Consider the following 25,815-nt stretch of genomic DNA (forward strand, 5'->3'; position numbering starts at 1 on the left):
ATGCCCCATACCCCCCTGGCACGCCGGATACTCGCCGCCTATGGCCTGCCCGGCCTGCCGATGGCAGCGCTAGGACTGCCGCTGTTCATCTATCTGCCGACCTTCTATGCCGCCGATCTGGGGCTGAACCTCACGGCGGTCGGCGCGGTGCTGCTGCTGGCACGGCTGTGGGACGGGGTGACCGATCCGGCGGTCGGCGTGCTCAGTGACCGCACGCGCAGCCGCTGGGGCCGGCGCCGGCCCTGGATGATCACCGGGCTGCCGGTGACCCTGCTGGCCATGTGGATGCTGTTCGTGCCACCGCAAGATGCGGGCATCTTGCATCTGCTGGGCTGGTCGATGCTGCTCTATCTTGGCTGGACGATGATCTCCCTGCCGCATTCCGCCTGGGGGGCGGAGCTGTCGCCGGATTACCACGAACGCTCCCGCATTACTGCCTCACGCGAGTTGTTCGTCGTACTGGGCACGCTGATCGCGGCCGGCCTGCCCTCGCTGGTCGGGGGCGGCAACGCCGAGGTGCTGAAAGTGCTGGCGATTACCCTGCTGATCGCCCTGCCGCTGACAATCCTGCTGGCCAGTGTGGTTGTCAGTGAACCGCCTCGCCCTGCCCCGCGTACATGTAACTGGAGACTGGCAATAAGGGTGCTCCTCGCGAACCGCCCCTTCCGCCGGCTGATCGTGGCCTATCTGCTGAATGGTATCGCAAATGGCCTGCCGGCGACCCTGGTTCTGCTGTTTGCGGCCCAGGTACTCCAACTGGGCGATTTGAGCGGCCTGTTCCTTACGGTGTATTTCGGATGCGGCATTCTCTCCATACCGGTCTGGATCGCGGCCAGCCGCAAGCTGGAGAAGCACCGCGCCTGGTGCATGGCGATGCTGCTGAACTGCCTGTTCTTCGCACCAGTGCCCCTGCTGGGCGCGGGCGACATGGCGGGATTCCTGGCAATCTGTGTGCTGACCGGCCTGTGCCTGGGCGCCGATCTCGCCCTGCCGCCCTCAATGCAGGCGGATGTGGTGGATATCGACACGGCGGAGAGCGGGGCACACCGCGCCGGCCTGTATTTCGCGCTGTGGGGCGTGGCGACGAAGCTGGCGCTGGCGCTGGCCGTGGGCATCGCCTTTCCAATCCTCGACCTGTTCGGCTTTCAGGCGGCAGCTGGCAGTGCGAACGATCCGCTGGCGCTGTCCGCCCTGGCCGCGCTCTACGCCATCGCGCCGATCGCCTTCAAGCTGGCCGCTATCGCGCTGATGTGGGGCTATCCTATCGGCGCGGCCGAGCATGCGGCGGTGAAGCGCCGGATCGAGGCCGTGCCATGATTTCCAATGTTTCCGGGAGGATCACCAATGTTTCGCGCCGCAGCAGCGCTGCTGGCTGCCGTTCTTCTGCTGGGAGGATGCAGCGCCATGAAGCCTGAGGATTTCGCCGGCACCGAGCCGAAATTGACCGTCGAGGAGTATTTTGCCGGCAAGAGCCGCGCCTGGGGCATCTTCCAGGACCGGTTCGGCACGCTGAAGCGCAGCTTCACGGTCGATATCGAGGGCCGGCAGGAAGGCGACGAGTTCGTCCTCGTTGAGGATTTCGTCTATGACGATGGCGAGACCGACCGGCGCATCTGGCGCATCCGCAAGCTGGACGAGCACCGCTATGAAGGCCGCGCCGACGATGTGGTCGGCACCGCAACCGGAATCGCCTACGGCAAGGCGCTGAACTGGCGCTACGATTTCGATCTGAAGGTCGGCGAGCGGACGATCCGCGTGCATTTCGACGACTGGATGTTCCGGCAGGATGACAAGGTCATGGTGAACCGCGCCACGGTCACCAAGTTCGGCATCGAGCTGGGTCAGGTCACGCTGTTCTTCCTGCGCGAGGACAAAAAGCAGACCGCCTCCCTCGCGGCGGAGTGAGGCTAGAAAAGTTCAGAAGACAGCCCTTTTCCTTGTCACCCCCGGACTTGACCCGGGGGTCCAGGGGTGGTGCCCAGCCTCCGAGTTCTCAGGCCGCGGCCCCTGGATTGCCGGGTCAAGCCCGGCAATGACACATGTTCGACGACTAGACCGCCAGCTTCCGCCTCACCCACCGCAGCAGCGCGCCGAGGACCGGTAGGCGCTCATAAAGCTGGCTGGCGGCATCCCAATGGTCAACATGCTCTGCCACCAGCCCGTCGGGGCGGAAGCGCACCTCGCTCATGCCCTCGATGGTCCAGATCTCGACCGCGCCCTTGCGCCGGAAGCTGAACCGCCACCGGTAAAAGGCGGTATCGCCCTCGATGGCGGTGCGCAGGATGGTGAAGCGCGGCTGCTCCACCGTCTCGAACATGTGCCGGAAGACGGCGCGGTATTTCTCGATGCCCGTCACATCGTTGAACGGATCGACGAAGCGCACATCGGGTGCCACGATCCCGTCCAGCCGGTCCAGACTGTCCGGGGCGATAGTCTCGAAGAAGCGGCCATAGGCCGCAACGGCCTGTTTCACTGTTTCGTCGCCCGCCTGATCATCGGGAAATAGAGAGCATAGGGCAGGCAGCGCAGAATCTTCAGCAGATAGGTGAAGCGCTTCGGAAAGGTGATCTCGAAGCCGTCGCCGTCCAGCCCGCGAATGAGGGCGGCGGCCGCATCCTCCGGCTCCATCAAGAACGGCATGGGGAACGGATTCCTGTCCGTCAGCGGCGTGCGCACGAAGCCGGGATTGACGATCTGCATCTTCACGCCCAGCCGGTCGCATTCCGGTTTCAACGATTCCGCCATGTTGATCAGACCGGCCTTGGTTGCGCCATAGGCGGCGGAGGTCGGCAGGCCGCGATAGCCCGCAACCGAGGCAACGATGGCAATCTGTCCGCGCCTTCGGTTCCTGAACGTCGCCAGCAGCGGCTCCAGACAGTTTGCCGTGCCCATCAGGTTCAGCTCAACCAGCTCGCGCAGCTTTTCCGCCTTGAAATCATCGGCGCTGACCGGCTCATGCGTGCCGGCATTCAGCAGGGCGATATCGATGGGGCCATGCTCCGCCTCGATGCGGGCAACCGTATCGGCGGTTGCTTGGCCGTCTGTCACATCCAGCTCGTAGGGCAGGATGCTGCCTTCCGGCGCCTCCCCGGCCAGCCCCTTCAGCTTGTCGGCCGAACGCGCGCTGACCGCCACCCGGTCACCCCGACGGGCAAGCTGCAGGGCGACTTCCCGGCCCAGCCCATAGCTCGCGCCGGTGATCCAGATCAGTCGGCTGGCGGGCTTAGCGTTGTTCATTCTGCGCCACCGTCACATAGCGGCTGGCGGGCTCGCCGGGCGGCACATCCTCAAGGCTGAAATTCCAGGGCGTATCCGACGGCACCAGGCGGCGGGTATAGAGCACTTCCTCGCCGCGCCCGTCGAAGCTGCCACCGACCCAGCGCTTATCCGCGTCGTAGCAGAGCTGCATGGTGAGCTCGCCGGTCATGTCGTAGCAGCCCTCACGCCCCGCCATCGCGGTCATCTCAACTTCCCGGACGATGCCCTTCTGGGTATCCAGCAGACGGCCCTGGCGGACCGTCGCATAACGCCAGTAATCCGACGGGAAGATATCGGCCGGAACCTTGATCCGGCCATCGACACCCAGCAGCGAGAGCGTGCCGTCGCCGCGCCCGGCATCATCCTGCCGGGCGAGTACGGCGAAGTAATCGCCATCATCATTGGTGCGGGTCTCGATGCTCACCACCTTGCCGTCCTCGATCAGGGTGCGGTTGCGGTGCGTGTAGCGGTACAACGCGATGGGACCGAATTTCAGCTCGAAATCGATCATGATCTCGACCCTGGCCCTGTCGCCATCGCGCTCGATGCGCAGCCGGTGCCAGCCCAGTGGATCACCACCGCGCGTCACCTCGAAATCGATGCGCTCGACCGTGGGTTCGGCCTGGGCCGACGGCGTGACGGCCAGAAGAATTGCGGCAGCGGCGAGAAGTCGTTTCATGGCAACACATCCCGGTTTCCGTTGCGGATCAGTTCCCCTTTCTACGCACGGACAGGCGGAACGGATGTCGCAGCAGTCTTCAGAACATTCCGCCGCGCTGCAGCGTCGCCAGCAGGAACAGCAGCCCGAAGGCGGAAATCGCCAGCGAGCCGGCAACGCCGATGCCGCGGTGCAGCCGGTCGCGCCAGACCGACTCCGTCCGGTCGCCGAACGCCAGCGCTATCTTCCGGCCATAGACACTGGCCATGGCCAGCGCCGCGACCGTCATCGCCGTGCCCAGCGCCATCGCGAAGGTAGCTGCAACCCCCAGCAGGAAAAGGCCATTGGCCAGCGTGAACAGCAGCACCAGCACCGCACCGCTGCAGGGCCGGATGCCGACCGCCGCCGCCATCGCCCAAAAGCGCCGCAGCCCGCGCCGCGCCGTCACCGCATGATCGTGTGCATGATCATGGTGGTGGTGGTCATGGTCATGGTCGTGGGCGTGATGCGCATGGTCATGATGGGCAGGACCGATACCGTGATCATGGTCGCAGCTCTCGCCCTTCCAGGCCCGCACCGCCAGCCACAAGCCGATCACGATGACGAGGCTGAAGCTGACGATTTCCAGCACCTTCACCTGCTCGCCGATGGCGAAGCGCGAGGCGCCCAGCAGCACAGCCAGCACAACGACCAGCATGACGGCACTCAGCCCCTGCACCAGCGAGGAGGCGAAGGCGAGCGCGATGCCGCGCTTCAACCGGCTGTCATGGCCGACCAGATAGGCCGAGATCACCGCCTTGCCATGACCCGGCCCGGCGGCATGGAAAATGCCGTAGAGGAAGGAGACACCGATCAGCGTCAGCGCCGGCCACAGCGCCTCGCCCTGGCTCGTCGCCCGCACCAGCGCCGCCATCTCGCGGTGCAGTTGCGACTGCCAGCGGGCAATCTGCGCAAGGATGGCGGAGAACAGGCCAGGTTCGCCTGCCGGGGCTGATGGCCCCGCTAACGGCGATTGCGCCAGCGCTTCGGGAACAATGCAGACAAGCAACAGCAGACACAGCCCGCAAAAGGCGGCGATGCGCATGAAACTCAGCTCCCGGTGCAGCTTAACGTAGCAACGCGCGGAAAGAAGGCGCCGTAATAGAGCGGGCGGCTCATATCCTCCGTCATGTCGATGGCGCAGGCGGGCACGGCCTCGCCCGCCAGACGGAACGGGTCCCATTCATCGAGCAGCAGTTCGACATAATAGCTTTCGTCATAGAGCCCGACCGACAGCGCCGTCGCCCGCGGATCGATGGCCCGGGGCAGTAGCGCCCGGAAGGCGAAGACGACGCGGCCCTTCTCGATGCTCGCCTTGAAATTTGCGATCTTCTCGATCTTCAGCAGCGTTCCGTCCGCGCTGACATGGGTGAAGAAGCCGAACTCCGCCATCGGCAGCATGACCTGGCTTTCCAGGTCGGCATGTCCCTGCCTGGTGAAGCTCTTGCCGTCCTTGGCCGCGAAATCCTCGATCATCATGGAGCTGAAGAAATCGTCGAACACCCAGACGACATCGAGGGCGGTCAGCTTGCCGGCATCGAAGTGCAGCGTGGCGTGGGCATCGATCCAGACATGAGGATGGGACTGTGCGCCGCGCGGCGGCACCGCGAACAGCAGCACCAGCGCCAGGAGAATGACCGCCAGCCCCTGCCCCCGTCCGGTCATGGCGTCAGCCGATGGGCGGGAATTTGGGGTCCAGCCGGCAGCCGCAATAGGGGCAATCGAAGGCCGCCAGCAGCGCCTGCCGCTCGGTCTCCGGCACCGCCGTCCCGGCGTCCCGCACCTGCGCCAGCACCTCTTCGACCAGCTGCTTGTGGCGCTGCTGCTCAGTGCAGGCCTGCAGGCGCAGCTGCTGCACCGGCACCGGCGCCTCCTCCACGCTGAAGCCATGCGCCCGTCCGAAAAGGAAACCGGGTACAAGCGCCGCAACGGCGGTCAGCATGCTGGTTTCGAGAAGGCGGCGACGGCTGAGCATGGAGTTTCCTCCTGAAAGGGGAACTACCGCTAAAATAGGCCGTCCCGGGCCGACATTCCAGTGGCCAACCTGTCAGCTCTGAGGCATCAGGCAGTCGCGCAGGGAGGTGGCCAGTCCGCGCATCACCTCGAAATAGGCGTCCGGGCCCGCTGGCAGGGCGGCGCCGATGGGGTCCAGCTCGCCGCGCTTTGCCTTGCTGCCCTCGATCACCACATCGACCAGCGCCGGCCGGAACTGCGGCTCGGAGAACACGCAGGCGGCACCGCTGTCGCTCAGCCGCTTGCGGATTTCGCGCAGGCGCTGGGCGCTCGGCTGCCGTTCCGGCGACAGGGTGATGGAGCCCACCGCCTTCAACCCGTAATGCGCCTCGAAATACTGGTAGGCGTCATGGAACACGATGTAGGGCCGGTCTTTCACCGGGGCCAGCTGCGCCTTCAGCTCGCTGTCCAGTGCCTCGATCCGCGCGACCATCTTCTGCGCATTGGCGCGATAGGCCACCGCATTGGCCGGGTCGATCTCGGCCAGCGTCTCTGCCGCGACCGTTACGATAGCCTCCGCATTGTGCGGGTCGAGCCAGAGATGGCCATCGATCCCGTCATGCGCGTGCTCATGCTTGTGGTCGTGAGAATGCTTCTTGTCGTGCTTGTGGTCATGCGAATGCTTGTGGTCGTGGCCATGTGCCGCCGCATGCGATTCCCACGCCCCGCCTTCCCGGCCTTCCAGCGTCTCGACGCCCCTGGCCTCGGCAAGCTCAATGATACGCGCCTGCTTGCCCAGCGTCTCCAGCGGGTGTTCCAGGAAGGTTTCCAGCGTCTCCCCGACCCAGAACACCAACTGCGCTTCCGACAGGGCACGCGCGTCGGAGGGCTTCAGCGTATAGCTGTGCGGGGATTCGCCGCCCTTCAGCAGCAGGTAGGGTTCGCCCACCCCCTGCATCACGCCGGCGACCAGCGCATGCACCGGCTTCACGGTGACGAACACCTTCGGCGCCTGCGCCATCACCGGGCCGAGGCTGGCGAGCAGCAGCAGTCCCGCACCGGCCAGCAAATGAAAAGGACGTCGCAGAGCGTGACAAGCGGACATGGGAGTGCTCCTAATGCACGAAACCGGCATAATGTGCCGCTATCGACTTGAAAATTCCGTGATGTTATAAAGTAACATTACTAAGTGACGCAACGGGAAAACCGGATGACGGAACTGAAATCCATGATCGCGGGGGCAGGCACTGGGGCAGGCGGCGAAACGCCGGCCGCCTTCCCGTCGGAGCGGCACGACCATGCGCATTGCGTCGATCAGGCGCTGAGTGCCGCCGAGGAAATCTGCGCCGAGCGCGGTGCGCGGCTGACGCCGCTGCGACGCCAGGTGCTGGAACTGGTCTGGCGCAGCCATGAGCCGATCGGCGCCTATGACGTGCTGGCGAAGCTGCAGCGCGAGGATACCGCTGGCGAGGATGGCCGCCCGGCGGCGCCGCCCACGGTCTATCGCGCGCTGGATTTCCTGCTGAAGCACCGGCTGGTGCATCGCATCGAATCGATGAATGCCTATGTCGGCTGCCCGCATCCGGACAGCGAGCATAGCGGCCAGTTCCTGATCTGCCGCCAGTGTGGCAATGCGGCGGAGATCGACGACCCGGCGATCCGCCGCGCCATCGGGGAACATGCCCGCAAGATCGGCTTCACCATCGAGCACATCACCGTCGAGGTTGCCGGCCTGTGCCCGAAATGCAGTGCCCAGCATGCCGACTGACGTTGCCGCAACGACCGCCCCTGCCCTGATCGAGGCCAGCAACCTCAGCGTCCGGCGCGGCGCGGTACCGGTTCTGGACCATATCGACCTTGCCCTTCAGGCAGGCGAGATCGTCTGCATCATCGGCCCCAACGGTTCCGGCAAGACGACGCTGCTGCGGGCCCTGCTGGGGCTGATCCCCGCACAGGACGGCACTGTCACCCGGCGTCCCGGCCTGCGGGTCGGCTACATGCCGCAACGGCTTGCCATCGACCCGACGCTGCCGATCACGCTGGACCGGTTTCTGGGATTGTCGCGCAATGGCGGCAGTGCCGCGCGCCGGCAGGCGATGCAGGAGACCGGCATCGCGCATCTGGCCGACCGGCCGATGCAGGGCCTGTCCGGTGGCGAGACGCAGCGCGCCCTGCTAGCCCGTGCCCTGCTGAACCAGCCGGATATACTGATGCTGGACGAACCGGCGCAGGGCGTTGACGTGAACGGCCAGGTCGAGCTGTACGAGTTGATCGGCCGCATCCGGCGCGAACGCGGCTGTGCCGTGCTGATGGTATCGCACGACCTGCACCTCGTCATGGCGGCGACCGACCGGGTGATCTGCCTGAACGGCCATATCTGCTGTACCGGCCATCCCGAGGATGTCAGCCGCGACCCGGCCTATTTGTCGCTGTTCGGGCCGCGCGCCGCGCGGGCGCTGGCGGTCTATCAGCATCATCACGACCACCACCACACGCCGGGCGGCGGCGTGGTGCCGCTGCACGAGGACAGCACCCTGGAGAATTCCGGGGAGAATGCTGGGGAGAATGCCGGCTGCACCCATCCCCATCACGGGCACCATCACTACCATCATGGATGAGTTCTTCCTGCGCGCCCTGCTGGGCGGCCTTGGCGTGGCGGCGCTTGCCGGCCCACTTGGTTCCTTCATCGTCTGGCGGCGTATGGCCTTCTTCGGCGACACGCTGGCGCATTCGGCGCTGCTGGGTGTGGCGCTGGGCTTCGTACTGGGCATCGACCTGACGCTGGGCATCTTCGCCAGCTGCATCGCCATCGCCTTGCTGCTGCCGGTCTGGCAGCGCCAGCAGAAGCTGCCCGGCGATACGCTGCTGGGCATCCTGTCGCACACCGCGCTGTCGCTCGGCCTCGTCACCATCGCCTTCCTCAGCACGCTGCGTGTCGATCTGCTGGGCTATCTGTTCGGCGATATCCTGGCCGTCGGCTGGCGCGATGTGGCGATGATCTATGCCGGCGGCGCCGTGGTCCTGGGGCTGATGGTCTGGCTGTGGCGCCCGCTGCTGTCGATGACGGTGCATGAGGAGATGGCGCGCGTCGAGGGTGTGCCAGTGGAGCGCGTGAAGCTGGGCTTCGTGCTGCTGCTGGCGATCACCGTGGCGATTGCCATGAAGATCATCGGCATGCTGCTCATCACCTCGCTGCTGATCATCCCGGCGGCGGCGGCCCGCTCCTTCGCCCGCACGCCGGAGAGCATGGCGCTCTATGCCAGCCTGACCGGCATGCTTGCCGTGGTGCTGGGGCTGACCGCGTCGCTGCGCTTCGACCTGCCGACCGGTCCGGCGATTGTGGTCGCGGCGGCCAGCCTGTTCGTGCTGTCACTGCTGATCCCGGCGATCCGCGGCGGCCTGCCGGCGAAAGGCTGAGCCATGCGCATCACAGTCCTCGGCGCCGGTATCATCGGCATCACCACCGCCTACCGGCTGGCGCGCGACGGGCACCGGGTCACCGTCATCGACCGGCAGCCCGGACCGGCGCTGGAGGCCAGCTTCGCCAACGCCGCGCAGATCGCCGCAGCACTCTCCGGCCCCTGGGCTGCGCCCGGCGTTCCCGGCCAGATCCTGCACTGGATGCGGCGCACCGACAGCCCGATGCGGTTCCGCCTGAAGGCCGACCCAGCGCAATGGCTCTGGAGCCTACGCTTCCTCGCCGAATGCCGGCGGGACCGGTTCGAGACCACCTTCCGCCGCATGCTGGACTTCGGCCGGTACAGCCAGCGGATGCTGGCCGGCGTGAAACAGGAGACCGGTCTTGCCTACGACCAGCTGGAAAAGGGCATCTTGAAGCTCTGCACCACGCCGGAAACTGTTGCTGAACTTGCAGATTTCGAGGCGATCCTGCGGCGCTCTGACATTCCGGCGCAGCGCATACCGATTGACGAAGCCATCGCCCTGGAACCGGCGCTGGAAGCCTCCCACGACCGGCTGGCCGCCTGCCTGCATCTGCCGACCGACGAGACCGGCGACGCGCATCTGTTCGCGCGTGGCCTCGCCGAACGCTGCGAAGCGCTGGGTGTCGATTTCCGCTATGGTCACGACATCCGCGATGTCGAGCTGCACAAGGGCGAAATCCTCTCGGTGCGCACCCACAAGGGCGAGATCGACGGCGAGCTGTTCGTGCTGGCGCTCGGCAGCCATTCACCCCGACTTGCCCGCAAGCTTGGCCTGTCGCTGCCGGTCTATCCGGTGAAGGGCTATTCCGCGACCGTGCCGGTGGGGACAAGCAACAGCGCGCCGCAGGTCAGCCTCTATATCGCCGAGAAGAAGGTGGCGATGAGCCGGCTGGGCGGTCGGCTGCGCATCGCCGGCATGGCCGATATCGCCGGATACGATTTGAACCTCGAACAGGCACGCGCCCGGCAGGTGCTGGAGAGCGGCCTGTCGCTGTTCCCGGATATCGACGGCAAGGAAGCGGAGTTCTGGTGCGGGTTGCGCCCGCTGACACCGGACGGGCTGCCGGTGCTGGGCAGCTGCCGGGTGCCGAACCTGCTGCTGAATACCGGCCACGGCACCTATGGTTGGACCTATGCCTGCGGCTCCGCACAGGTGATCGCAGACCTCGCGGCGGGACGCACGCCGGACCATGACCTCAGCGGCATGACAATCAGCCGGTTTTCGCTGTAGTCCGCTGGGCCAGCCAGATGCCGGCGAAGATCGCCGCCATGCCGGCAAAATGGAACCAGTACAGCCGCTCCCCCAACGTCAGCACCGCCAGCAGCGTGCCGAACACCGGCACCAGATAGATGAAGTAGCCCGCCGTGCCCGGCGAGGTTGCCTCAATGCCCTTCTGCCAGAACAGGAAGGCCAGCACGGAGGGAAACACTGCCAGGAAGACCAGGCTGACCAGCGGCACCCATCCGACATCCGCCGGCGACGGCCACCAGGCCGCGCCCGCCGCCGCCTCCCACGCAAAACCGAGGCCGAGGAAAAACCAGCCGGCGACAAAGGCGGCTAGCTGGAAGGGCAGCATCGGCAGGCGCGGCTTCAGGCGCGCCAGCAGCACGGAATAGCTGGCCCAGCACAGCATCGCCGCCAGGATGATCGGGTCGCCGGGGTTGAAGCGCACCGCCAGCAGCGTCTCAAGGCTGCCCTGGCCGACGATCAACACCACCCCGGCCAGACATACCGCCACACCCATCAGCCGCTGCCGGCCGATCACATGGCCCAGCAGCAGCCGGGCAACGATCAGGATCATCACCGGCATGGTGGCGTTCAGCAGCGACAGGTTGGTGGCCGTCGTATAGCGCAGCCCGACATAGACCAGCGTGGTGAAACCGGTGACCGACAGGAAGCCCAGCACCAGCACCGCCAGCCAGTCCTGCCGAAGGGTCGCGCGCTGCTTCCACAGCGCCGGCAGCGCCAGCGGCGCCATCACGATCACTGCCCCGCTCCAGCGCCAGAAGGACAGGCTGATCGGCGGCACGCTACCCACCAGGAAACGCCCCAGCGCCGGGTTGGCGGCCCAGAACAGGGCCGCCAGGGCCAGCAGCAGGTAGGCTTGCCGTTGCGACACGGTCTGTTCTCCTCGCTGTAGAGCCGGATCAGCCCTTTTCGCGCAGCAACCGGGCCTTGTCGCGCTGCCAGTCGCGTTTCTTCGCCGTCTCGCGCTTGTCCGCCAGCTTCTTGCCCTTGGCGAGGCCGAGCTGCAGCTTGGCGATGCCGCGTTCGTTGAAATACATCTGCAGCGGCACCAGCGTGGCGCCCTCGCGCTTCACCATGCCGAGCAGCTTCGCCAGCTCGCGCCGATGCACCAGCAGCTTGCGCGTCCGCCGCGGCTCGTGATTCATCTGGTTCGCGGCCTGCCCGTATTCCGGGATATGGGCGTTGAACAGATACAGCTCGCCCGCCTTCGGCCCGGCGTAGGATTCGCCGATGCTGGCCCGCCCGGCACGGAGGGATTTCACCTCCGTGCCCAGCAGCATGATGCCGACTTCCAGCGTGTCCTCGATGAAGTAATCGTGCCGTGCCCGGCGGTTATCGGCGACAATCCGATAGCGCTCGGCCTTCTGGGCGGCCTTATCGCCCGACATGGCGGTAACCCCGCTTTGACATCCGTGTTAGTTGAGCAGACCCGCGCTTTTCATCGCCGCCTCGACCCGCGCCTTGCTGGACGCGGCGATCTCGGTCAACGGCAGCCGGGTTCCGGCGTCCGACTTGCCCAGCAGCGACGCGGCGTATTTCACCGGGCCGGGGCTGGATTCGCAGAACAGCGCCTCATGTAGCGGCATGAGCCGGTCGTTGATCTGCTGGACCTTGGTGAAATCCCCGGCCTTCCACGCGGCATGCATCTCCGAGCAGAGACGCGGTGCCACATTGGCGGTGACCGAGATGCAGCCATGCCCGCCCTGCCCCAGATAGGCCACCTGGGTGCCGTCCTCGCCGGAGAGCTGGGCGAAATCCGCATCGATGGCAAGCCGTGTCGTCACCGGGCGGGTCAAGTCGTTGGTTGCGTCCTTCACGCCGACGATGCGCGGCAGCTTCGCCAGTTCCGCCATCGTCTCCACCTTCATGTCCACGACCGAGCGGCCGGGAATATTGTAGATGATGATCGGAATGTCGGTCGCATCATGGATCGCCTTGTAATGGGCGATCATGCCGGCCTGGGTCGGCTTGTTGTAGTAAGGCGTGACGATCAGCGCCGCATCGGCACCGGCCTTCTGGGCATGCTGAGTCAGGCTGATCGCCTCGGCGGTCGAGTTCGAGCCGGTACCGGCAATCACCGGCACGCGCCCCTTGGCGACCTCGACGCACAGCGCGGTGACGCGGTTATGCTCCTCATGGCTCAGCGTCGGCGATTCGCCGGTCGTGCCGCAGGGCACGACGCCGTTGATGCCTTCTTTGATCTGCCAGTCCACGAAAGCCTGGAATTTTTTCTCGTCCACCGCCCCGTTTGCGAACGGCGTGATCAAGGCGGTGATGGCACCGCTGAACGGCGGCTTGGCCATGACGAGTTCTCCCTCTGGCTTTCGGTTTGCGCGGACCTGCAGCGGCCCGCCCCCTTGCGCACTCTGCGAAGGGCCGAAGACCATAGCGCCCGACCGCCCGCCCCGCAAGCATGCCGGCAGCGCTGGCACACATCGGCTTCCTACGCCAGCACCGCGATTATCGCTTAGTGCGCACATCTTGCTGTAAGCCCAAGAAAACGTTAGGATTGAAAGGATAAAAGGCGCGCCAAAAATCAGCCGATCGCGGCTTGGGTCACGACCATAAACAGTTCAAGGGGCCGGCATGCCAATTCGTCTTGCAGTGCTATTTCTGTGTCTGGTCGCCTGGCCGGGCGGGCATGTCGTGGCTGCCGATACGCTGAAGCCGGCGCAGAAGGAGCTCTACACCAGGGTCTTCGAGGCGGCGCAGGCGGATAAGTGGACCGAGGCACGCGCCAGCGCCAGCAAGGCGCCTGCGGGCAGCCGCGACGCGCTGCTGGACAAGGCGCTGCACTGGATGGACCTCACGCGGTCCGATACCGACGCCACCTTCGCCGAGATCACCGCCTTCCTGCACGCCAACCCGTCCTGGCCGCACCGCAACACGCTGCGCCTGCGCGGTGAGCAGAAGATGCCGGATACCCTGCCCGCGACGGCGGTTGCGCAATGGTTCGACGAGTTTCCACCGCTGACGCAGGATGGGCGGCTGCGCCAGCTGGCGGCACTGCAGGCCAGCGGCCACAAGGAGAAGCTGACCGGGCTGGTCCGCACCATCTGGCAGCGCAGCGTGTTCAGCAAGAGCGTCGAGACCGACTTCCTGAAGAGTTATGGCGGGCTGCTGCGCGCCCAGGACCATGCCAGGCGGCTCGACTGGCTGCTGTGGGAAGGGCACCTGTCCAGTGCCGAGCGCATGCTGCCGCTGGTCCCCGCCGACCTGCGCGCGCTGGCCAATGCGCGCATAAAGCTGCGCGACCTGCGCCCCGGTGTCGATGCCGCCATCGACGCCGTGCCGAAGGCGCTGCAGGACGATCCCTCCCTGCTGTATGAGCGCATCCGCTGGCGCCGCATGAAGGGCCGCACCGACGAGGCCCGCGAGCTGCTGGCCAAGGCGCCGGCCGATCCTGCCAATGCCAGCTACTGGTGGCGTGAGCGGGCCTACCATTTCCGCGAGGCGCTGAACGCCGGCCATATAAGCGACGCCTATAACCTCGCCAGCCGCCATGGCGCCAAGAGCGGCATCGTGTTCGCCGATGGCGAGTTCCTGGCCGGCTGGGTCGCGCTGCGCTTCCTGCAGGACAAGAAGGACGCGCTCACCCATTTCATCCGCATGCATGATGGCGTCTCCACGCCGATCAGCCGCAGCCGCGCCGCCTATTGGGCTGGCCGTGCCGCCGAGGCCCTAAACCGGCGCGAGGAGGCCGCCCGCTGGTATGGCGAGGCTAGCGCCCACATCACCACCTTCTATGGCCAGCTGGCTGCGGCGCGGCTGGAAGGGCCGCTGCCCGCCCTGCCCGCCGACCCGATCCCGACCAAGGCGGAAACCGCCGCCTTCGAGAAGAATGAGCTGGTGCGGCTGGTGCGCCGGCTGGGCGAGATCGACCAGCCGAAGCTGCTCTCCACCTTCCTCGACGCGGTGGCACGACAGGCCGATAGTCCCGGCCAGCGCCAGCTGGTCGCCGACCTCGGCCAGGCCAATGGCAACCCCGATGTCGGCGTCCGCCTTGCCCGGCAGTTCGCGCAGGACGGGCTACAGCTGATCGAAGCCGGCTATCCGCTGCCGGGCAACATTGCCGAGGGGCATCCGAAGCAGTCGCTGATTCTCTCGCTGATCCGGCAGGAGAGCAATTTCGACAGCCAGGCGATCAGCCGCGCCGGCGCGCGTGGCCTGATGCAGCTAATGCCCGGCACCGCCAAGCAGGTGGCAAAGCAGGAACAGCTTGCCTATGCGCCCGCCAAGCTGACCGAGGACCCCGACTTCAATGTCGCGCTGGGCAGCCGCTACATGACCGACCTGCTGGACAGTTTCGACGGCTTCTACCCGGCCGCCATCGCCGCTTACAATGCCGGCCCCAGCCGGGCCTATCGCTGGCTGCGCGAGATCGGCGATCCGCGTCGCGGTGATATCGACATCGTGGACTGGATCGAGCTGATCCCGTTCTCCGAGACGCGCAACTATGTGCAGCGCGTGCTGGAGAACCTCTACATCTACCGCACTAGGCTGGAACAGCATCCGACCGGCATCGAGAAGGACCGCACCCTGCATGTCTGGTGCGTGATCGCCTGCGGCGTGCGGCTGGACAATCTGCAGCGTGACGCCGCACTGCTGCCGCACCCGACGCTGCATAACAGCCTGGCCGCCGATTTCGGGCGGTCGCCGGAATAGCGGCGGCGACAACGCGTGGGCGGCGACCCGTCGGCCTATCGGGAGCGTTTCTTCTCCGCCAGCGACGGGGTTTCGCTGTATTTCCGCGAATACGGGACCAGAGATGACGGTCCTCTGCCCGCCATCCTCTGCCTGCCCGGCCTTGCCCGCAACTCCAAGGATTTCGACGGGCTGGCACGGCATCTGGCAGCGCGCGGGCATAGTGTGGTGGTGCCGGATTATCGCGGGCGGGGCCGCTCAGGACGCTGTAAGAACTGGCGGGATTATGCGCCGGCTCGGATCGTCGAGGATATCCGCCATTTGCTGGACATTGCCGGGCTGCACCGGGTCGTCGTCATCGGCACCTCGCTGGGTGGCGCCATCGCCATGGCGCTGGGGGCGATGTCGCCGTCGCGGCTGGCCGGTGTGGTGCTGAACGATATCGGCCCCGATGTCGCACACGATTCCGGGGGCGAGAGCGGTGCCATCCTGCGCTATATTGGCCAGGATCATCCCGTGCCGGACTGGGACAGCGCCATCGCCTGGCTGCAGGAGCTGATGCCCGACCTGTCCTTCACGACCACGCAGGAATGGCGGGAGTTCGCCGAAGCGACCTTCGTGCCGGGCGAGGACGGGATGCTGCATCTGGACTGGGACCCGGCCATCGCCCTGCCCTTCGCCAGAGGCGCTGCGAGTGGGTACGATCTGTGGGCGCTGTTCGGCAGCCTGACGCCTTTCCCGCTGCTGGTGGTGCGCGGCGGCGTGTCGCGCATCTTGACCGAGCCGGTTTTTCGGCGCATGACCGGGGTACATCCGACCTGCCGGTCCATGACCCTGCCCGGCGTCGGCCATGCCCCCGCCCTGACCGAACCGACCTGCCTGGAAGCGATTGACGCGCTGCTTACCGTCATATCGGGGCATCAAGAATAGGCGCCCGAATTTCGGCGGCACCGCATTCCTGGCGGTGCTAGCTTTCCCCCATGCTGCTCGAACGCCCCTCTGACGACACGCTTTATGCCGCGCTGCTCGCGCGCGACGCTGCCTATGATGGGCTTGCCTATGTTGCGGTCAGGACCACCGGCATCTTCTGCCGGCTGACCTGCCCGGCCCGCAAGCCGAAGCGCGCGCATGTGCTGTTCTTCGAGACCCCCGCCGAATGTCTTGCCGCCGGCTTTCGGCCCTGCCTGCGTTGCAAACCGCTTTCGACAGGGCGGGAGCCGGAACCGGCTGTCAGCGCCCTCATCGAGCTGCTGGAACGAGAGCCGGAGCGCCGCTGGAGCGAGCGCGATCTGGTCAAGCGCGGCTACGACCCATCGACGGTACGCCGGCAGTTCAAGCGCCGTTTCGGTATCAGTTTCCTGGAGCTTGCACGGCTGCGCCGGCTGGGGCATGCAGCGGAAACACTGACCGCCGGCACCAGAATAATCGAGGCGCAGCTGGATGCCGGTTACGAATCGGGCAGCGGCTTCCGCGCGGCCATTACCCGGCTGTTCGGTGCCGCGCCGAAGCAGTTGCGGACGCGCGACCTGCTGAAGGCGGACTGGATCGAAACGCCCATCGGCCCGATGCTGGCCATCGCCGACAGGCTGGCGCTGCATCTGCTGGAATTTGCGGACCGTCCGGCGCTGCCTGCCGAAATCCGAAGGCTCCAGGAGCAGACCCGTTCCGCCATCGCCATCGGAAGATGTGCGCCAATCGATCAGATATCAAACGAACTCGCCGGGTATTTTGCCGGGAAGAGAACCCACTTCGAAACCCGGCTGGCGCTGCACGGCACACCCTTCCAGCGTTCGGTGTGGGATAGGCTGCGCGCCCTGGCCTCCGGTCAGACGCTGAGCTATGGCGCGCTCGCCCGGGAACTCGGACGGCCCGCCGCGATCCGCGCCATTGCCCAGGCGAACGGCGCAAACTCGATAGCCATCGTCATTCCCTGCCATCGCATCATCGGCGCGGATGGCAGCCTGACCGGCTATGGCGGCGGCCTCTGGCGCAAACGCTGGCTGCTGCGTCACGAACAACAAATGCACGAAGGAGAGGCACCGGATGGAACAGATCGAGAAAGCCCGCCACTTTGCCAGCCTGCATGAGCAGGGCTCGCCGCTGATCCTCTACAACATCTGGGATGCCGGCACCGCGAAGGCCGCCGAGCAAGCCGGCGCAAAGGCTGTCGCCACGGGCAGTTGGTCTGTTGCCGCCGCGCAAGGCTTTGGCGATGGCGAGAAGATACCGCTCGACCTGCTGCTGACCATCGTGCAGCGGATCGTCGATACAGTCGCGCTACCAGTATCCGTCGATTTCGAGGGCGCCTATGGCACGACGCCGGAACAGGTGGCGGCGTCGACGCGGCGGCTCATCGGAACCGGCGCCATCGGCATGAGTGTCGAGGATCGCATCGTGGGTGGCGACGGGCTGTACGACATCGCCGCGCAAGCCGCCCGCCTCGCCGCCATCCGCCAGGCGGCAGAGCAGGCCGGGGTACCGCTGTTCATCAATGCCCGCACCGACCTGTTCCTGCGCGAGAGCGACCGTTCCCGCCATCCCGCCCTGCTGCCGGCCGCACTGGAGCGTGCGCAAGCCTATGCGGCGGCCGGCGCCAGCGGCTTTTTCGTCCCCGGCCTTGTCGATGCCGCAAGCATCGGCGCGCTGTGCCGCGATACAGCATTACCGGTGAACGTGATGGTGATGGACGGTACGCCATCGGCGGGCGCCCTGGCGGATCTCGGCGTCGCCCGGATCAGTCACGGTCCCGGCCCCTACCGTACGGCAATGCAGCAATTCGGCGAACGGGCGAGGACGGTGTTGAGCGGCGGATGAGGCGCCCCTCCCGGCTTGACCGGCAAGCGATTTCGGCGCAAGACGAGGATATCTTTTTGCCGCGCTTCGGAGATATTCCCCATGACCTCGCTGTCCAACATTGCCCCGCCGCGCTTCGATGACGTGCTGGCCGCCGCCGGGCGCATCAAGGGCCATGCCGTGCGCACGCCGCTGCTGGAAGCGCCGCTGCTGAACGCGAAGCTGGGCGGCCGGCTGCTGGTGAAGCCGGAAATGCTGCAGAAGACCGGCAGCTTCAAGTTCCGGGGCGCCTTCAACCGCATCTCGATGATCCCCGAGGCACAGCGCGCGGCCGGCGTGGTCGCCTATTCCTCGGGCAATCATGCGCAGGGCGTGGCCTGCGCCGCCGCCATGCTGGGGCTGAAGGCGACCATCATCATGCCGGCCGATGCACCGGCCATCAAGATCGCCAACACCAGGGCCTATGGCGCGGAGGTCGTGACCTATGACCGGTTCGGCGAAAACCGGGAGGAGATCGGCGCCCGTATCGCCGCCGAGCGCGGCGCAACCATCGTGCGCCCCTATGACGATCCCGGCGTGATTGCCGGCCAGGGCACCATCGGCCTGGAAATCGCCGAGCAGGCGGCGGAGCTGGGTGCTGCGCTCGATGCCGTGCTGGTGTGCTGTGGCGGCGGCGGGCTGGTCTCCGGCACTGCCCTGGCGCTGTCGGAAAAGCTGCCGGGCGTGCCGGTCTATTCGGTGGAGCCGGCCGGCTTCGACGACACCGCGCGCTCGCTGGCCAGCGGCAGCCGCATCGCCAACGACATGTCCAACCGCTCGATCTGCGATGCGCTGCTGGCGGAGAAGCCGGGCGAGATCACCTTCGAGCTGAACCGCAAGCTGTTGAAGTCCGGCCTCGTGGTCAGCGATGCCGAGGCGCAGATCGGCATGGCGCATGCCTTCCGCTATCTGAAGCTGGTGGCGGAACCGGGCGGCGCGGTGGCGCTGGCTGCCGCCGTCACCGGCAAGATCGACATGAAGGGCAAGACCATCGCCGTGGTCTGCTCCGGCGGCAATGTCGATCAGGCGGCCTTCCTGGAGGCCCTCACAACGGCCGGCGAGGTCTGACGAAAACGGGCGAGGTTTCCCCTCGCCCGTCTCCATTCCAGATACTTGCAGCCTTGGCCTGCCAGCAGGCAGGCGTCAGACGCGCAGCTGACCGGCGGCCGCCTTGTCGTCCGTCCCCATACCGTTGGGCGCGGCCCCGTTCGGCGCGGCCCCGTTGGTCAGTGCGGGACGGACCGGCTCCATGCTGGTGGCCGGGCCGTTAAGCGACTTTCCCGGCTGGGGTTGCTCCAGCTTCGGCTGCTCCAGCTTGCGCGGTGCTTCCTGCGCGATGCGCCGCGTATTGCCCTCGAAATAGGCGCCGGGTTCGATCGACAGCGATTCCTGAACGATATCGGCAATGACGCGGGCGGTACGCTGCAACGTCACGGTCTTCGCCTTGATCTGCCCGGTCACGCTGCCGGCAATGGCGACCATATCGGCCTCGATGGCGCCCCGCACCGTGGCGCTGTCACTGACCGTCAGGCTGGACGAACGGATGTCGCCTTCCACGACCCCGTCGATCTGGATATCGCCTTCGCTTTCCAGATTGCCGGTGATGCGCAGATTGGCGCTGATGATCGACGGCATGACGGGACGATCCGCGCCTTTCGCCGATTTATTGGCTTTTGAGAACATGTTGACCAGCCTTGATGAATTTGAGGGGATCGTAGGGCCGTCCGTTCACAAGGATTTCGTAGTGCAGGTGCGGTCCCGTACTACGCCCTGATGAGCCGAGCAGCCCGATGACGTCGCCGAATTCAACCTTTTCCCCCACCTTGACGGTGATTTTTGCAAGATGCGCGTACCGGGTCGAGAGGCCATTTCCATGGTCCACCTCGACCAGCCGTCCATACTGGCTGCGCCACCCGGCATGCCGCACGATGCCGGGCGCCGTCACCATGATATCGCTCTTGTACGGTGCCGTGAAATCCAGCCCTTCATGACGCGCCGGGCGCCGGCTGAAGGGGTCGCTGCGCAGGCCGAAGCCGCTGCTGAGCGCATATTCCGCCATCGGCGCCGCGAAGGGCATGCCGCCCAGAATCTTCTGCACATGCTCCCAGCGGTCCATCTGCGCCTCCAGCGAGGCTTCCAGATGATCCAGCGAGATCGCCCGCAGCCCGTCGCGCGTCAGGGTATCCCCGCGCGGAATGGCGATGCCGCTCTCCTCGCGATAGGGCACGAACGGACCGCCCTGCGGGCCCTTTACCACCTCACGCGGCGGCGGCGGGGGCGGCGGCGGTCCCGGCAGCAGGTCGAACACCGGCACGCCGGTCTTCGCAATCAGATCCTCAGCGAAGGCGATACGCTCCATCGTACGTTCAGCGAAACGCCGCAGCGCCTCGTGATGCGCGGCCTTCATCTCGGCGATCTGCCGTTCCAGCTGCTCGATGCTGGTGTGCAGGGTTTCCTTCTCGCCGACGATCTCGCCGCGGTCGCTCATCGCCTTCTGCAAATCCTGCCGCATGGAGGCCATCTCGAATTCCATGCGCTCGTTCCGCGTCTGCTCCAGCGCCAGGCGCTTGCGCAGGTCGAGGATGGTCGCGGCCTGCTGGCTGCGGGTCTGGTCCAGATTGGCGGCGGCGGCCTCGGCGTCCGACAGCTTGCCGCGCAGCATAGCCATGTGCTTTTCCAGGCCGACATTCTGCGAGGTCATGTTCTTGACCTCGTTCTCAAGCGCCTTCATCTGATCGCGCAGCGCCGTGCGCCCCTCGACGATCTGCTTGCGCTCGGTCTCGGTCTGCTTCAGCTGGCTCTCGGCGGAGGTCAGGTTTTGCTTCAGCGATTCGTTCTGCTCGAACAGCTGGCGCAGATGGGCCTGCTTTTCCCGCAGGTCCTTGGTGATGGTGACGATCGATTCGCGGTAGTTGGCGACCTGATCCAGGAGATTGCGATAGGCAAGCTGCGAGCGTTCGACCGACTCGTCCTTGCTCATCATCACGCGGCTTTTCTCGACATAGCCGACCGTGGCGACGACGACATAGCCGACCAGCCCCACCAGGGCGGCGGAGCAGAACATCTGCGCGCGGCGCGAGAACAGGAAATAGCGGGTATGCCCTTCGGAACGAAGGATGATCTGCCGGTCAACGAAGATACGTTCCAGCAAGGCCGTTACCGGCCGCAGAATTCCCTGGCGTTTTTCAGTCATCACGCTGATCGGACGCCCCCTCCATCGTCTTCAACACGCTTGGCGACCGCCGGGTCGTGCCTGGCAGAAGATCATCCCCCTGATCTTCTGCGCCGGTCGCCTTGTCCATCGCAAACCCATCCGATGGCGCCCAAGGCGTGTAACCGCCGGTCGTGTCCCCGCACCCCCGCGCCAGAAAAGACAGGCCAGACTGGTGTGAACCGGAAACCGGCATGCCGGCTTGCCACACCCAATCTCGCCACCCTGACAACCCGTCTGGACGTATCCTGCCGGGCCTTATGCGGCCACGGCACGGGTAGGATGCAAATATTGCACGATAAACTATAGGGCGACGGGCCGGGTCGCAACCCTAAAGCCACCCCGAACCTTCCCCAAGGCGTCGTCGCCCTGGAGTCTGGCGACCTACTTATGCTCCTTGCCCGCGGGCGCAGCCGCCGGAGCCGCAGGCGCTGCCGGCGGGCTGCCTTCGAACACGCGCTCGAACAGGGTGTTTGCCTCGACGCGCTCTTCCTCGGTGATGGCCAGCCCATCCTTCACGAAATCGCGTCCCTGGCCGACGCTGCGCTGGCACAGCGACACATACAGGTCGATCAGATCGGCCAGCGTGCTGAACTTGTCGTTCATCGCATTATCGGCGCGCATCCGGAAGACCGCTGCGACGCTGTTCATCCGATGGATCGAATAATGCAGATCCTTCACATCCTCAGGCGTGAGCGCCATGGCCGTCTCTTCCTCTCGGTTCATCCCGTCCGGCGCGCGACCCTTCTCCAGGGTTGGCGTCAGGTCGGCGCGGCGGGCATATAGAATGGATTTTTAGAACATTTCCATTACATTCTAATTGTCGCGTTTTTCGTGCGCCGCGTCCATCCTGTCGCGACATGCCCTTCCCTCCGCCACCCCATCCCGAGAGGATTCCGGTGACGCTTACCCGTGAGAACATCCGAAACGGCTTCATCCGCAAGATGATGGAGGAAGCGCCCCCCGGTTTCCGCATGCTGAGCGAGGAGGAGCTTGAAGCCTCCCTGTCCGGTATGTTCCCGGCGGGTCGGCCGGAGGGCGATGTCTGGCTGTTCGGCTACGGATCGCTGATCTGGAACCCCGCCTTCCACTTCGCCGAACGGCGGATCGGTACGGTGCGCGGCCTGCACCGCCGCTTCTGCCTGTGGACCACCCTGGGACGTGGCACCCCGGAGCGACCTGGCCTGATGCTGGCGCTGGACCGCGGCGGCAGCTGCAAGGGCGTCGCCTTCCGCATCGAGGCGGACAAGGCCGCCGAGGAACTGCAGATCGTCTGGCGGCGGGAGATGGTCAGCCACGCCTATATCCCGCGCTGGGTCACGGTGGAGACGGCGGACGGACCGGTGCGCGCCATCACCTTCACCATCAACCGGCGGCACGAACGCTATGTCGGGCAGCAGATGGCCGATGCCGAGGCGGCAAGGGTGATCGCGGTCGCCAGCGGCCGCATCGGGCGCTGCGCGGAGTATCTGGAAAATACCGTCCAGCACCTGCACGAGCTGAAGATCGCCGACCGATATATGGAACGGCTGCTGACCCTGACCCGTCAGGCCTGCAGTGAGCAGGCGGCACAGGAAAATTCGCAGAAGTAAGTACGATGGCCTGTCATGAGCGGCACGCTCTTGTATAATCGCCTTACAGATTAACCTTCCCTACCCCTCTGGAGGCACCATGCCGCTGGACGAAACCGCCGCCCCCGCCAAGCCCTCCTCTGGTCCGGATCTTGAGACGCTCTATGGCGATGCGACGCCGCTGGCGATTGCCAAGGTGCTGGACCGGATCGACGAGAATTGCCGGCTGTTCATCTCCCACTCCCCCTTCCTGTGCATCGCGACGGCCGATGCCGAGGGCAAGCAGGATGTCAGCCCGCGCGGCGACCCGCCCGGCTTCGTTCAGGTGCTGGACGACAAGACGCTGGCGATCCCGGACCGGGTCGGCAACAACCGCATCGATACGCTGAAGAACCTGCGGGACAACCCGGAGGTGGGGCTGATCTTCTTCGTGCCCGGCGTCGGCGAGACGATGCGGGTGAACGGCACGGCGCGGATCACCGAGGATGCGGCCCTGCTGGAGGGCATGGCGATGAACGGCAAGGCGCCGAAGACCGCCATCCTGGTAACCGTGCGCGAGGCCTTCATCCACTGCGCCAAGGCGCTGAAACGCTCCAGCCTGTGGGACCCGTCGGTGCAGGTGCCGAAGGGCACGATCCCCTCACTGGCCCGCATGATCAAGGCGCAGGTAGAGGCCATGGGCGACACGGTCGAGACCGTCGAGGAGCGTATCGAGGTCGCCTACAAGGAAAGGCTCTACTGAGATGACCGACGCCAGCGTGAACCGGTCCAGCCACCGTCTCGTCAGCCCGGCCGACCTGAAGGCACTGAGCCAGCGGTCGGACGCCAGGGGGCTGGCACGGCTCGCCCTGCATGCCGGGCTGATCGGCCTGTCCAGCTACGCCATCTGGCACACCCAGGGCACGCTGTGGGTGCTGCCGGCCATGCTGGTGCAGGGGCTGTTCCTGGTCACGCTGTTCGCCACCATCCACGAGACGGTGCATTACACGGCCTTCAGGAGCCGCTGGCTGAACGAGGCTGTCGGCTGGCTGGCCGCCCTGCCCTCAATGCTGAATTCGACCTATTACAAGCATTTCCACCACGCCCATCACCGCCACACCCAGGACCCGGCGCGCGATCCGGAGCTGACCCCGCCACCGCCGGCGACGCGCGGCGAATTCTGGTGGCGCATCACCGCCATTCCTTACTGGATCGGCCGTTTCCGCTCGCTCGGCAAGCTGGCGGCAGGCAACTTCAAGGGCGCGGATTTCGTGCCGGAAAAGGCAAAGCCGGAGGTCGTGCGCTCGGTCCGGCTGATGATCGCCGCCTATGCGCTGGCGCTGGGCTCGGCGGTCGCGCTGGGCAACGCCTGGCCGGTCTTCTACTGGATCGTCCCGGTGGTGCTGGGGCAGCCCTTCCTGCGCGCCTATCTCCTGACCGAACATACCGGCTGCAGCGAGGATTCCAACGGGCTGACCAACACGCGGACCACGCTGGCCGCCTGGCCGGTGCGGCTGCTGATGTGGAACATGCCGTTCCATGTCGAGCATCACCTCTACCCCTCGATCCCGTTCCATGCCCTGCCGGCGCTGCACGGCAAGATCAGGGGGGAGCTGGTCCATGTCGCGCCCGGCTATCTGCCGACGCTGCGCAGCATTCACGCCGAGCTGGGGGCCGCGCCGGGACGGGCGGCGTAAGCTCCCGGAAGATTGACTAAACTCTTGCCGTCACCCCCGCCTTGTGCCGGGGGTCCAGGCCTCCGCCCTCTGGATGCCCGCCCGTGTAAGCTGAACCCTGGATTCCCGGGACAAGCCCGGGAATGACGATGGAAGATGATCGAATGACTGACGCTGCGATGACCGACACCCGCACCTACGAATGCCCGAACTTCGTCCTGCAATGCGGCATCACGCTGCCGGCGGCGAAGCTGGTCTACAAGACCTACGGCACGCTGGCGGAGGACAAGTCGAACGTCATCCTCTACCCGACGTCCTACAGCGCGCAGCACAGCGATATCGAGTGGCTGATCGGCGCGGACCGCATCCTCGACCCGTCGCGCTATTTCATCATCATCCCGAACATGATGACGAACGGGCTCTCGACCTCGCCGTCAAACACGCCCTATCCGCTGAATCAGGGGCGCTTCCCGGCCATCACCATCTACGACAATGTCATGTTGCAGCGCCGCTTCCTGACCGAGGTGTTCGGCATCGAGCGGCTGGCGATGGTCTATGGCTGGTCGATGGGCGGCCAGCAGGCCTATCACTGGGGTGCCTTGTTCCCCGACGCTGTAGACCGGCTGCTGATCACCTGCTCCTCCGCGCGCACTTCGGAGCATAACAAGATCTTCCTCGACAGCATCCGCGCTGCCCTCACCGCCGATCCCGCCTGGCGCGACGGCTGGTTCCAAGAGCAGCCGGTGAAGGGCATCCGCGCCATGGGCCGCATCTATGCCGGCTGGGCGATCTCGCAGACATTCTACCGCCAGCAACTCTACAAAAGCCTTGGCTATGCGACGCTGGAGGATTTCCTGGTCCGCTTCTGGGAATGGACCTATGCGCGGCGTGACGCCAACGACCTTTATGCCCAGCTCGGCACCTGGTTCAATTCCGACATCAGCGCCAACGAGCTGTACAGGGGAGACCTCGCGAAGGCGCTGGGAGCCATCAAGGCGAAGGTGCTGCTGATGCCGGGCGAGACCGACCTCTATTTCCGGCCCGAAGACAATGAACTCGAAATGCCGCATCTGAAGAATGCAGAGCTGCGGCCGATCCCCTCGATCTGGGGCCACCGCGCCGGCAACCCCTCGCAAAATCCCGAGGACGAGCGTTTCATCGCCCAGGGCGTGCGCGACCTGCTGTCCGCCTGAGGCAGGGCGTCGTTCATCTCCTTCCGTCATTCCTGGGCTTGTCCCGGGAATCCAGGGTTCAGCTTACTCGGCATGCGATCCAGCAAAAGGAAGCCTGGACCCCCGCAAT

General features: G+C 65.8%; 28 protein-coding genes. 15 read left to right on the forward strand and 13 right to left on the reverse strand.

Annotated features, from left to right (window positions below):
- The gene (locus P24_RS05390; protein ID WP_008943684.1) at window positions 1-1,317 is read left to right on the forward strand and encodes an MFS transporter; all 1,317 of its coding nucleotides are present in this window, start codon (window positions 1-3) and stop codon (window positions 1,315-1,317) included.
- A 27-nt stretch (window positions 1,318-1,344) separates the two neighbouring features.
- Window positions 1,345-1,905 (forward strand): DUF3833 domain-containing protein, encoded by a 561-nt coding sequence (locus P24_RS05395; protein ID WP_083859555.1) that lies wholly within the window; start codon window positions 1,345-1,347, stop codon window positions 1,903-1,905.
- Between the two features lie 145 nt (window positions 1,906-2,050).
- Here the strand turns inward: P24_RS05395 and P24_RS05400 are convergent, their stop codons facing one another.
- From P24_RS05400 to znuA, 7 genes are all read right to left on the reverse strand, one after another.
- Window positions 2,051-2,473 carry a nuclear transport factor 2 family protein gene (locus P24_RS05400; RefSeq protein WP_008943686.1) on the reverse strand — a complete coding sequence of 141 codons (423 nt, stop codon included), beginning with the start codon at window positions 2,471-2,473 and terminating at the stop codon, window positions 2,051-2,053.
- Window positions 2,470-3,237, reverse strand: coding sequence for an SDR family NAD(P)-dependent oxidoreductase (locus P24_RS05405; RefSeq protein ID WP_008943687.1), 768 nt, complete (start codon window positions 3,235-3,237; stop codon window positions 2,470-2,472). Before P24_RS05405 ends, P24_RS05400 begins: the two co-directional genes overlap by 4 nt.
- Window positions 3,224-3,937, reverse strand: a complete 714-nt coding sequence (locus P24_RS05410; protein WP_008943688.1) for a DUF6134 family protein — start codon at window positions 3,935-3,937, stop codon at window positions 3,224-3,226. Before P24_RS05410 ends, P24_RS05405 begins: the two co-directional genes overlap by 14 nt.
- A 79-nt stretch (window positions 3,938-4,016) precedes the next feature.
- Window positions 4,017-5,000 (reverse strand): nickel/cobalt transporter, encoded by a 984-nt coding sequence (locus tag P24_RS05415; protein ID WP_008943689.1) that lies wholly within the window; start codon window positions 4,998-5,000, stop codon window positions 4,017-4,019.
- A 5-nt stretch (window positions 5,001-5,005) separates the two neighbouring features.
- Entirely contained in the window at window positions 5,006-5,620 is a 615-nt protein-coding gene (locus P24_RS19080) for a DUF1007 family protein (protein ID WP_008943690.1), read from the reverse strand.
- A gap of 4 nt (window positions 5,621-5,624) precedes the next feature.
- Window positions 5,625-5,930 (reverse strand): hypothetical protein, encoded by a 306-nt coding sequence (locus P24_RS20000; protein ID WP_008943691.1) that lies wholly within the window; start codon window positions 5,928-5,930, stop codon window positions 5,625-5,627.
- Window positions 5,931-6,002: 72 nt separating this feature from the next.
- Window positions 6,003-7,013 carry a zinc ABC transporter substrate-binding protein ZnuA gene (znuA, locus tag P24_RS05430; protein ID WP_051013082.1) on the reverse strand — a complete coding sequence of 337 codons (1,011 nt, stop codon included), beginning with the start codon at window positions 7,011-7,013 and terminating at the stop codon, window positions 6,003-6,005.
- 105 nt (window positions 7,014-7,118) lie between these two features.
- Here znuA and P24_RS05435 point away from each other — a divergent pair, with 105 nt between their 5' ends.
- From P24_RS05435 to P24_RS05450, 4 genes are read left to right on the forward strand one after another with little or no spacing between them, the layout of a single operon-like run.
- A complete protein-coding gene (locus tag P24_RS05435; RefSeq protein WP_008943693.1) occupies window positions 7,119-7,676 on the forward strand; it encodes a Fur family transcriptional regulator in 558 nt (185 codons plus the stop codon).
- Window positions 7,666-8,526: a zinc ABC transporter ATP-binding protein ZnuC gene (gene znuC, locus P24_RS05440; protein ID WP_008943694.1), complete on the forward strand. Its 861-nt coding sequence runs from the start codon at window positions 7,666-7,668 to the stop codon at window positions 8,524-8,526. The genes P24_RS05435 and znuC overlap by 11 nt, the downstream gene beginning before the upstream one ends.
- Window positions 8,474-9,325: an iron chelate uptake ABC transporter family permease subunit gene (locus tag P24_RS05445; protein ID WP_008943695.1), complete on the forward strand. Its 852-nt coding sequence runs from the start codon at window positions 8,474-8,476 to the stop codon at window positions 9,323-9,325. Before znuC ends, P24_RS05445 begins: the two co-directional genes overlap by 53 nt.
- A 3-nt stretch (window positions 9,326-9,328) precedes the next feature.
- Window positions 9,329-10,582, forward strand: a complete 1,254-nt coding sequence (locus tag P24_RS05450) for a D-amino acid dehydrogenase (protein ID WP_008943696.1) — start codon at window positions 9,329-9,331, stop codon at window positions 10,580-10,582.
- Here the strand turns inward: P24_RS05450 and P24_RS05455 are convergent.
- From P24_RS05455 to dapA, 3 genes are read right to left on the reverse strand one after another with little or no spacing between them, the layout of a single operon-like run.
- Window positions 10,563-11,471 carry a DMT family transporter gene (locus P24_RS05455; RefSeq protein WP_008943697.1) on the reverse strand — a complete coding sequence of 303 codons (909 nt, stop codon included), beginning with the start codon at window positions 11,469-11,471 and terminating at the stop codon, window positions 10,563-10,565. The two genes, P24_RS05450 and P24_RS05455, sit on opposite strands and share 20 nt — an antisense overlap.
- Window positions 11,472-11,499: 28 nt before the next feature.
- Window positions 11,500-11,988: an SsrA-binding protein SmpB gene (gene smpB / locus P24_RS05460; protein ID WP_008943698.1), complete on the reverse strand. Its 489-nt coding sequence runs from the start codon at window positions 11,986-11,988 to the stop codon at window positions 11,500-11,502.
- Between the two features lie 27 nt (window positions 11,989-12,015).
- Window positions 12,016-12,903, reverse strand: a complete 888-nt coding sequence (gene dapA, locus P24_RS05465) for a 4-hydroxy-tetrahydrodipicolinate synthase (protein WP_008943699.1) — start codon at window positions 12,901-12,903, stop codon at window positions 12,016-12,018.
- 283 nt (window positions 12,904-13,186) lie between these two features.
- Between dapA and P24_RS05470 the strand changes: the two genes are divergently transcribed.
- The 5 genes from P24_RS05470 to P24_RS05490 all read left to right on the forward strand — a co-directional run bounded on the left by P24_RS05470 (window position 13,187) and on the right by P24_RS05490 (window position 19,144).
- Entirely contained in the window at window positions 13,187-15,265 is a 2,079-nt protein-coding gene (locus tag P24_RS05470) for a lytic transglycosylase domain-containing protein (protein WP_008943700.1), read from the forward strand.
- Between the two features lie 15 nt (window positions 15,266-15,280).
- Complete coding sequence (locus P24_RS05475; protein ID WP_008943701.1) at window positions 15,281-16,174, forward strand: alpha/beta fold hydrolase; 894 nt, start codon at window positions 15,281-15,283, stop codon at window positions 16,172-16,174.
- Between the two features lie 50 nt (window positions 16,175-16,224).
- A complete protein-coding gene (locus tag P24_RS05480) occupies window positions 16,225-17,331 on the forward strand; it encodes a bifunctional transcriptional activator/DNA repair enzyme AdaA (protein WP_008943702.1) in 1,107 nt (368 codons plus the stop codon).
- Entirely contained in the window at window positions 17,288-18,058 is a 771-nt protein-coding gene (locus P24_RS05485) for an isocitrate lyase/PEP mutase family protein (RefSeq protein ID WP_008943703.1), read from the forward strand. The genes P24_RS05480 and P24_RS05485 overlap by 44 nt, the downstream gene beginning before the upstream one ends.
- 81 nt (window positions 18,059-18,139) lie before the next feature.
- Window positions 18,140-19,144: a threonine ammonia-lyase gene (locus P24_RS05490; RefSeq protein ID WP_008943704.1), complete on the forward strand. Its 1,005-nt coding sequence runs from the start codon at window positions 18,140-18,142 to the stop codon at window positions 19,142-19,144.
- A gap of 75 nt (window positions 19,145-19,219) precedes the next feature.
- On the opposite strand, the gene P24_RS05495 is transcribed toward P24_RS05490, so the two are convergent.
- The 3 genes from P24_RS05495 to P24_RS05505 all read right to left on the reverse strand — a co-directional run bounded on the left by P24_RS05495 (window position 19,220) and on the right by P24_RS05505 (window position 21,989).
- Entirely contained in the window at window positions 19,220-19,711 is a 492-nt protein-coding gene (locus P24_RS05495) for a bactofilin family protein (RefSeq protein ID WP_008943705.1), read from the reverse strand.
- A gap of 28 nt (window positions 19,712-19,739) precedes the next feature.
- Window positions 19,740-21,269, reverse strand: coding sequence for a M23 family metallopeptidase (locus P24_RS20460; protein WP_008943706.1), 1,530 nt, complete (start codon window positions 21,267-21,269; stop codon window positions 19,740-19,742).
- 402 nt (window positions 21,270-21,671) lie between these two features.
- A complete protein-coding gene (locus P24_RS05505; RefSeq protein WP_008943707.1) occupies window positions 21,672-21,989 on the reverse strand; it encodes a hypothetical protein in 318 nt (105 codons plus the stop codon).
- Between the two features lie 197 nt (window positions 21,990-22,186).
- Here P24_RS05505 and P24_RS05510 point away from each other — a divergent pair, with 197 nt between their 5' ends.
- From P24_RS05510 to P24_RS05525, 4 genes are all read left to right on the forward strand, one after another.
- Entirely contained in the window at window positions 22,187-22,879 is a 693-nt protein-coding gene (locus tag P24_RS05510; protein WP_008943708.1) for a gamma-glutamylcyclotransferase, read from the forward strand.
- A 79-nt stretch (window positions 22,880-22,958) separates the two neighbouring features.
- The gene (locus P24_RS05515) at window positions 22,959-23,600 is read left to right on the forward strand and encodes a pyridoxamine 5'-phosphate oxidase family protein (RefSeq protein WP_008943709.1); all 642 of its coding nucleotides are present in this window, start codon (window positions 22,959-22,961) and stop codon (window positions 23,598-23,600) included.
- A 1-nt stretch (window position 23,601) separates the two neighbouring features.
- Window positions 23,602-24,534 carry a fatty acid desaturase gene (locus P24_RS05520; protein ID WP_008943710.1) on the forward strand — a complete coding sequence of 311 codons (933 nt, stop codon included), beginning with the start codon at window positions 23,602-23,604 and terminating at the stop codon, window positions 24,532-24,534.
- A 143-nt stretch (window positions 24,535-24,677) separates the two neighbouring features.
- Window positions 24,678-25,706 carry an alpha/beta fold hydrolase gene (locus tag P24_RS05525; protein ID WP_008943711.1) on the forward strand — a complete coding sequence of 343 codons (1,029 nt, stop codon included), beginning with the start codon at window positions 24,678-24,680 and terminating at the stop codon, window positions 25,704-25,706.
- The last annotated feature ends 109 nt before the right edge of the window (window positions 25,707-25,815 follow it).

The sequence above is a fragment of the Oceanibaculum indicum P24 genome (genome assembly GCF_000299935.1).
GTDB lineage: Bacteria > Pseudomonadota > Alphaproteobacteria > Oceanibaculales > Oceanibaculaceae > Oceanibaculum > Oceanibaculum indicum.

Coding starts and splice junctions, on each gene's coding strand:
- P24_RS05435 (WP_008943693.1), top strand. CDS start 7,119: ATGACGGAACTGAAATCCATGATCGCGGGGGCAGGCACTGGGGCAGGC.
- P24_RS05480 (WP_008943702.1), top strand. CDS start 16,225: ATGCTGCTCGAACGCCCCTCTGACGACACGCTTTATGCCGCGCTGCTC.
- P24_RS05445 (WP_008943695.1), top strand. CDS start 8,474: ATGCCGGCTGCACCCATCCCCATCACGGGCACCATCACTACCATCATG.
- znuA (WP_051013082.1), bottom strand. CDS start 7,013: ATGTCCGCTTGTCACGCTCTGCGACGTCCTTTTCATTTGCTGGCCGGT.
- P24_RS05485 (WP_008943703.1), top strand. CDS start 17,288: ATGGAACAGATCGAGAAAGCCCGCCACTTTGCCAGCCTGCATGAGCAG.
- znuC (WP_008943694.1), top strand. CDS start 7,666: ATGCCGACTGACGTTGCCGCAACGACCGCCCCTGCCCTGATCGAGGCC.
- P24_RS05490 (WP_008943704.1), top strand. CDS start 18,140: ATGACCTCGCTGTCCAACATTGCCCCGCCGCGCTTCGATGACGTGCTG.
- P24_RS20000 (WP_008943691.1), bottom strand. CDS start 5,930: ATGCTCAGCCGTCGCCGCCTTCTCGAAACCAGCATGCTGACCGCCGTT.
- P24_RS05470 (WP_008943700.1), top strand. CDS start 13,187: ATGCCAATTCGTCTTGCAGTGCTATTTCTGTGTCTGGTCGCCTGGCCG.
- P24_RS05520 (WP_008943710.1), top strand. CDS start 23,602: ATGACCGACGCCAGCGTGAACCGGTCCAGCCACCGTCTCGTCAGCCCG.
- P24_RS05405 (WP_008943687.1), bottom strand. CDS start 3,237: ATGAACAACGCTAAGCCCGCCAGCCGACTGATCTGGATCACCGGCGCG.
- P24_RS05515 (WP_008943709.1), top strand. CDS start 22,959: ATGCCGCTGGACGAAACCGCCGCCCCCGCCAAGCCCTCCTCTGGTCCG.
- P24_RS05390 (WP_008943684.1), top strand. CDS start 1: ATGCCCCATACCCCCCTGGCACGCCGGATACTCGCCGCCTATGGCCTG.
- smpB (WP_008943698.1), bottom strand. CDS start 11,988: ATGTCGGGCGATAAGGCCGCCCAGAAGGCCGAGCGCTATCGGATTGTC.
- P24_RS05495 (WP_008943705.1), bottom strand. CDS start 19,711: ATGCCGTCGATCATCAGCGCCAATCTGCGCATCACCGGCAATCTGGAA.
- P24_RS05450 (WP_008943696.1), top strand. CDS start 9,329: ATGCGCATCACAGTCCTCGGCGCCGGTATCATCGGCATCACCACCGCC.
- P24_RS20460 (WP_008943706.1), bottom strand. CDS start 21,269: ATGACTGAAAAACGCCAGGGAATTCTGCGGCCGGTAACGGCCTTGCTG.
- P24_RS05410 (WP_008943688.1), bottom strand. CDS start 3,937: ATGAAACGACTTCTCGCCGCTGCCGCAATTCTTCTGGCCGTCACGCCG.
- P24_RS05525 (WP_008943711.1), top strand. CDS start 24,678: ATGACTGACGCTGCGATGACCGACACCCGCACCTACGAATGCCCGAAC.
- dapA (WP_008943699.1), bottom strand. CDS start 12,903: ATGGCCAAGCCGCCGTTCAGCGGTGCCATCACCGCCTTGATCACGCCG.
- P24_RS05395 (WP_083859555.1), top strand. CDS start 1,345: ATGTTTCGCGCCGCAGCAGCGCTGCTGGCTGCCGTTCTTCTGCTGGGA.
- P24_RS19080 (WP_008943690.1), bottom strand. CDS start 5,620: ATGACCGGACGGGGGCAGGGGCTGGCGGTCATTCTCCTGGCGCTGGTG.
- P24_RS05415 (WP_008943689.1), bottom strand. CDS start 5,000: ATGCGCATCGCCGCCTTTTGCGGGCTGTGTCTGCTGTTGCTTGTCTGC.
- P24_RS05505 (WP_008943707.1), bottom strand. CDS start 21,989: ATGGCGCTCACGCCTGAGGATGTGAAGGATCTGCATTATTCGATCCAT.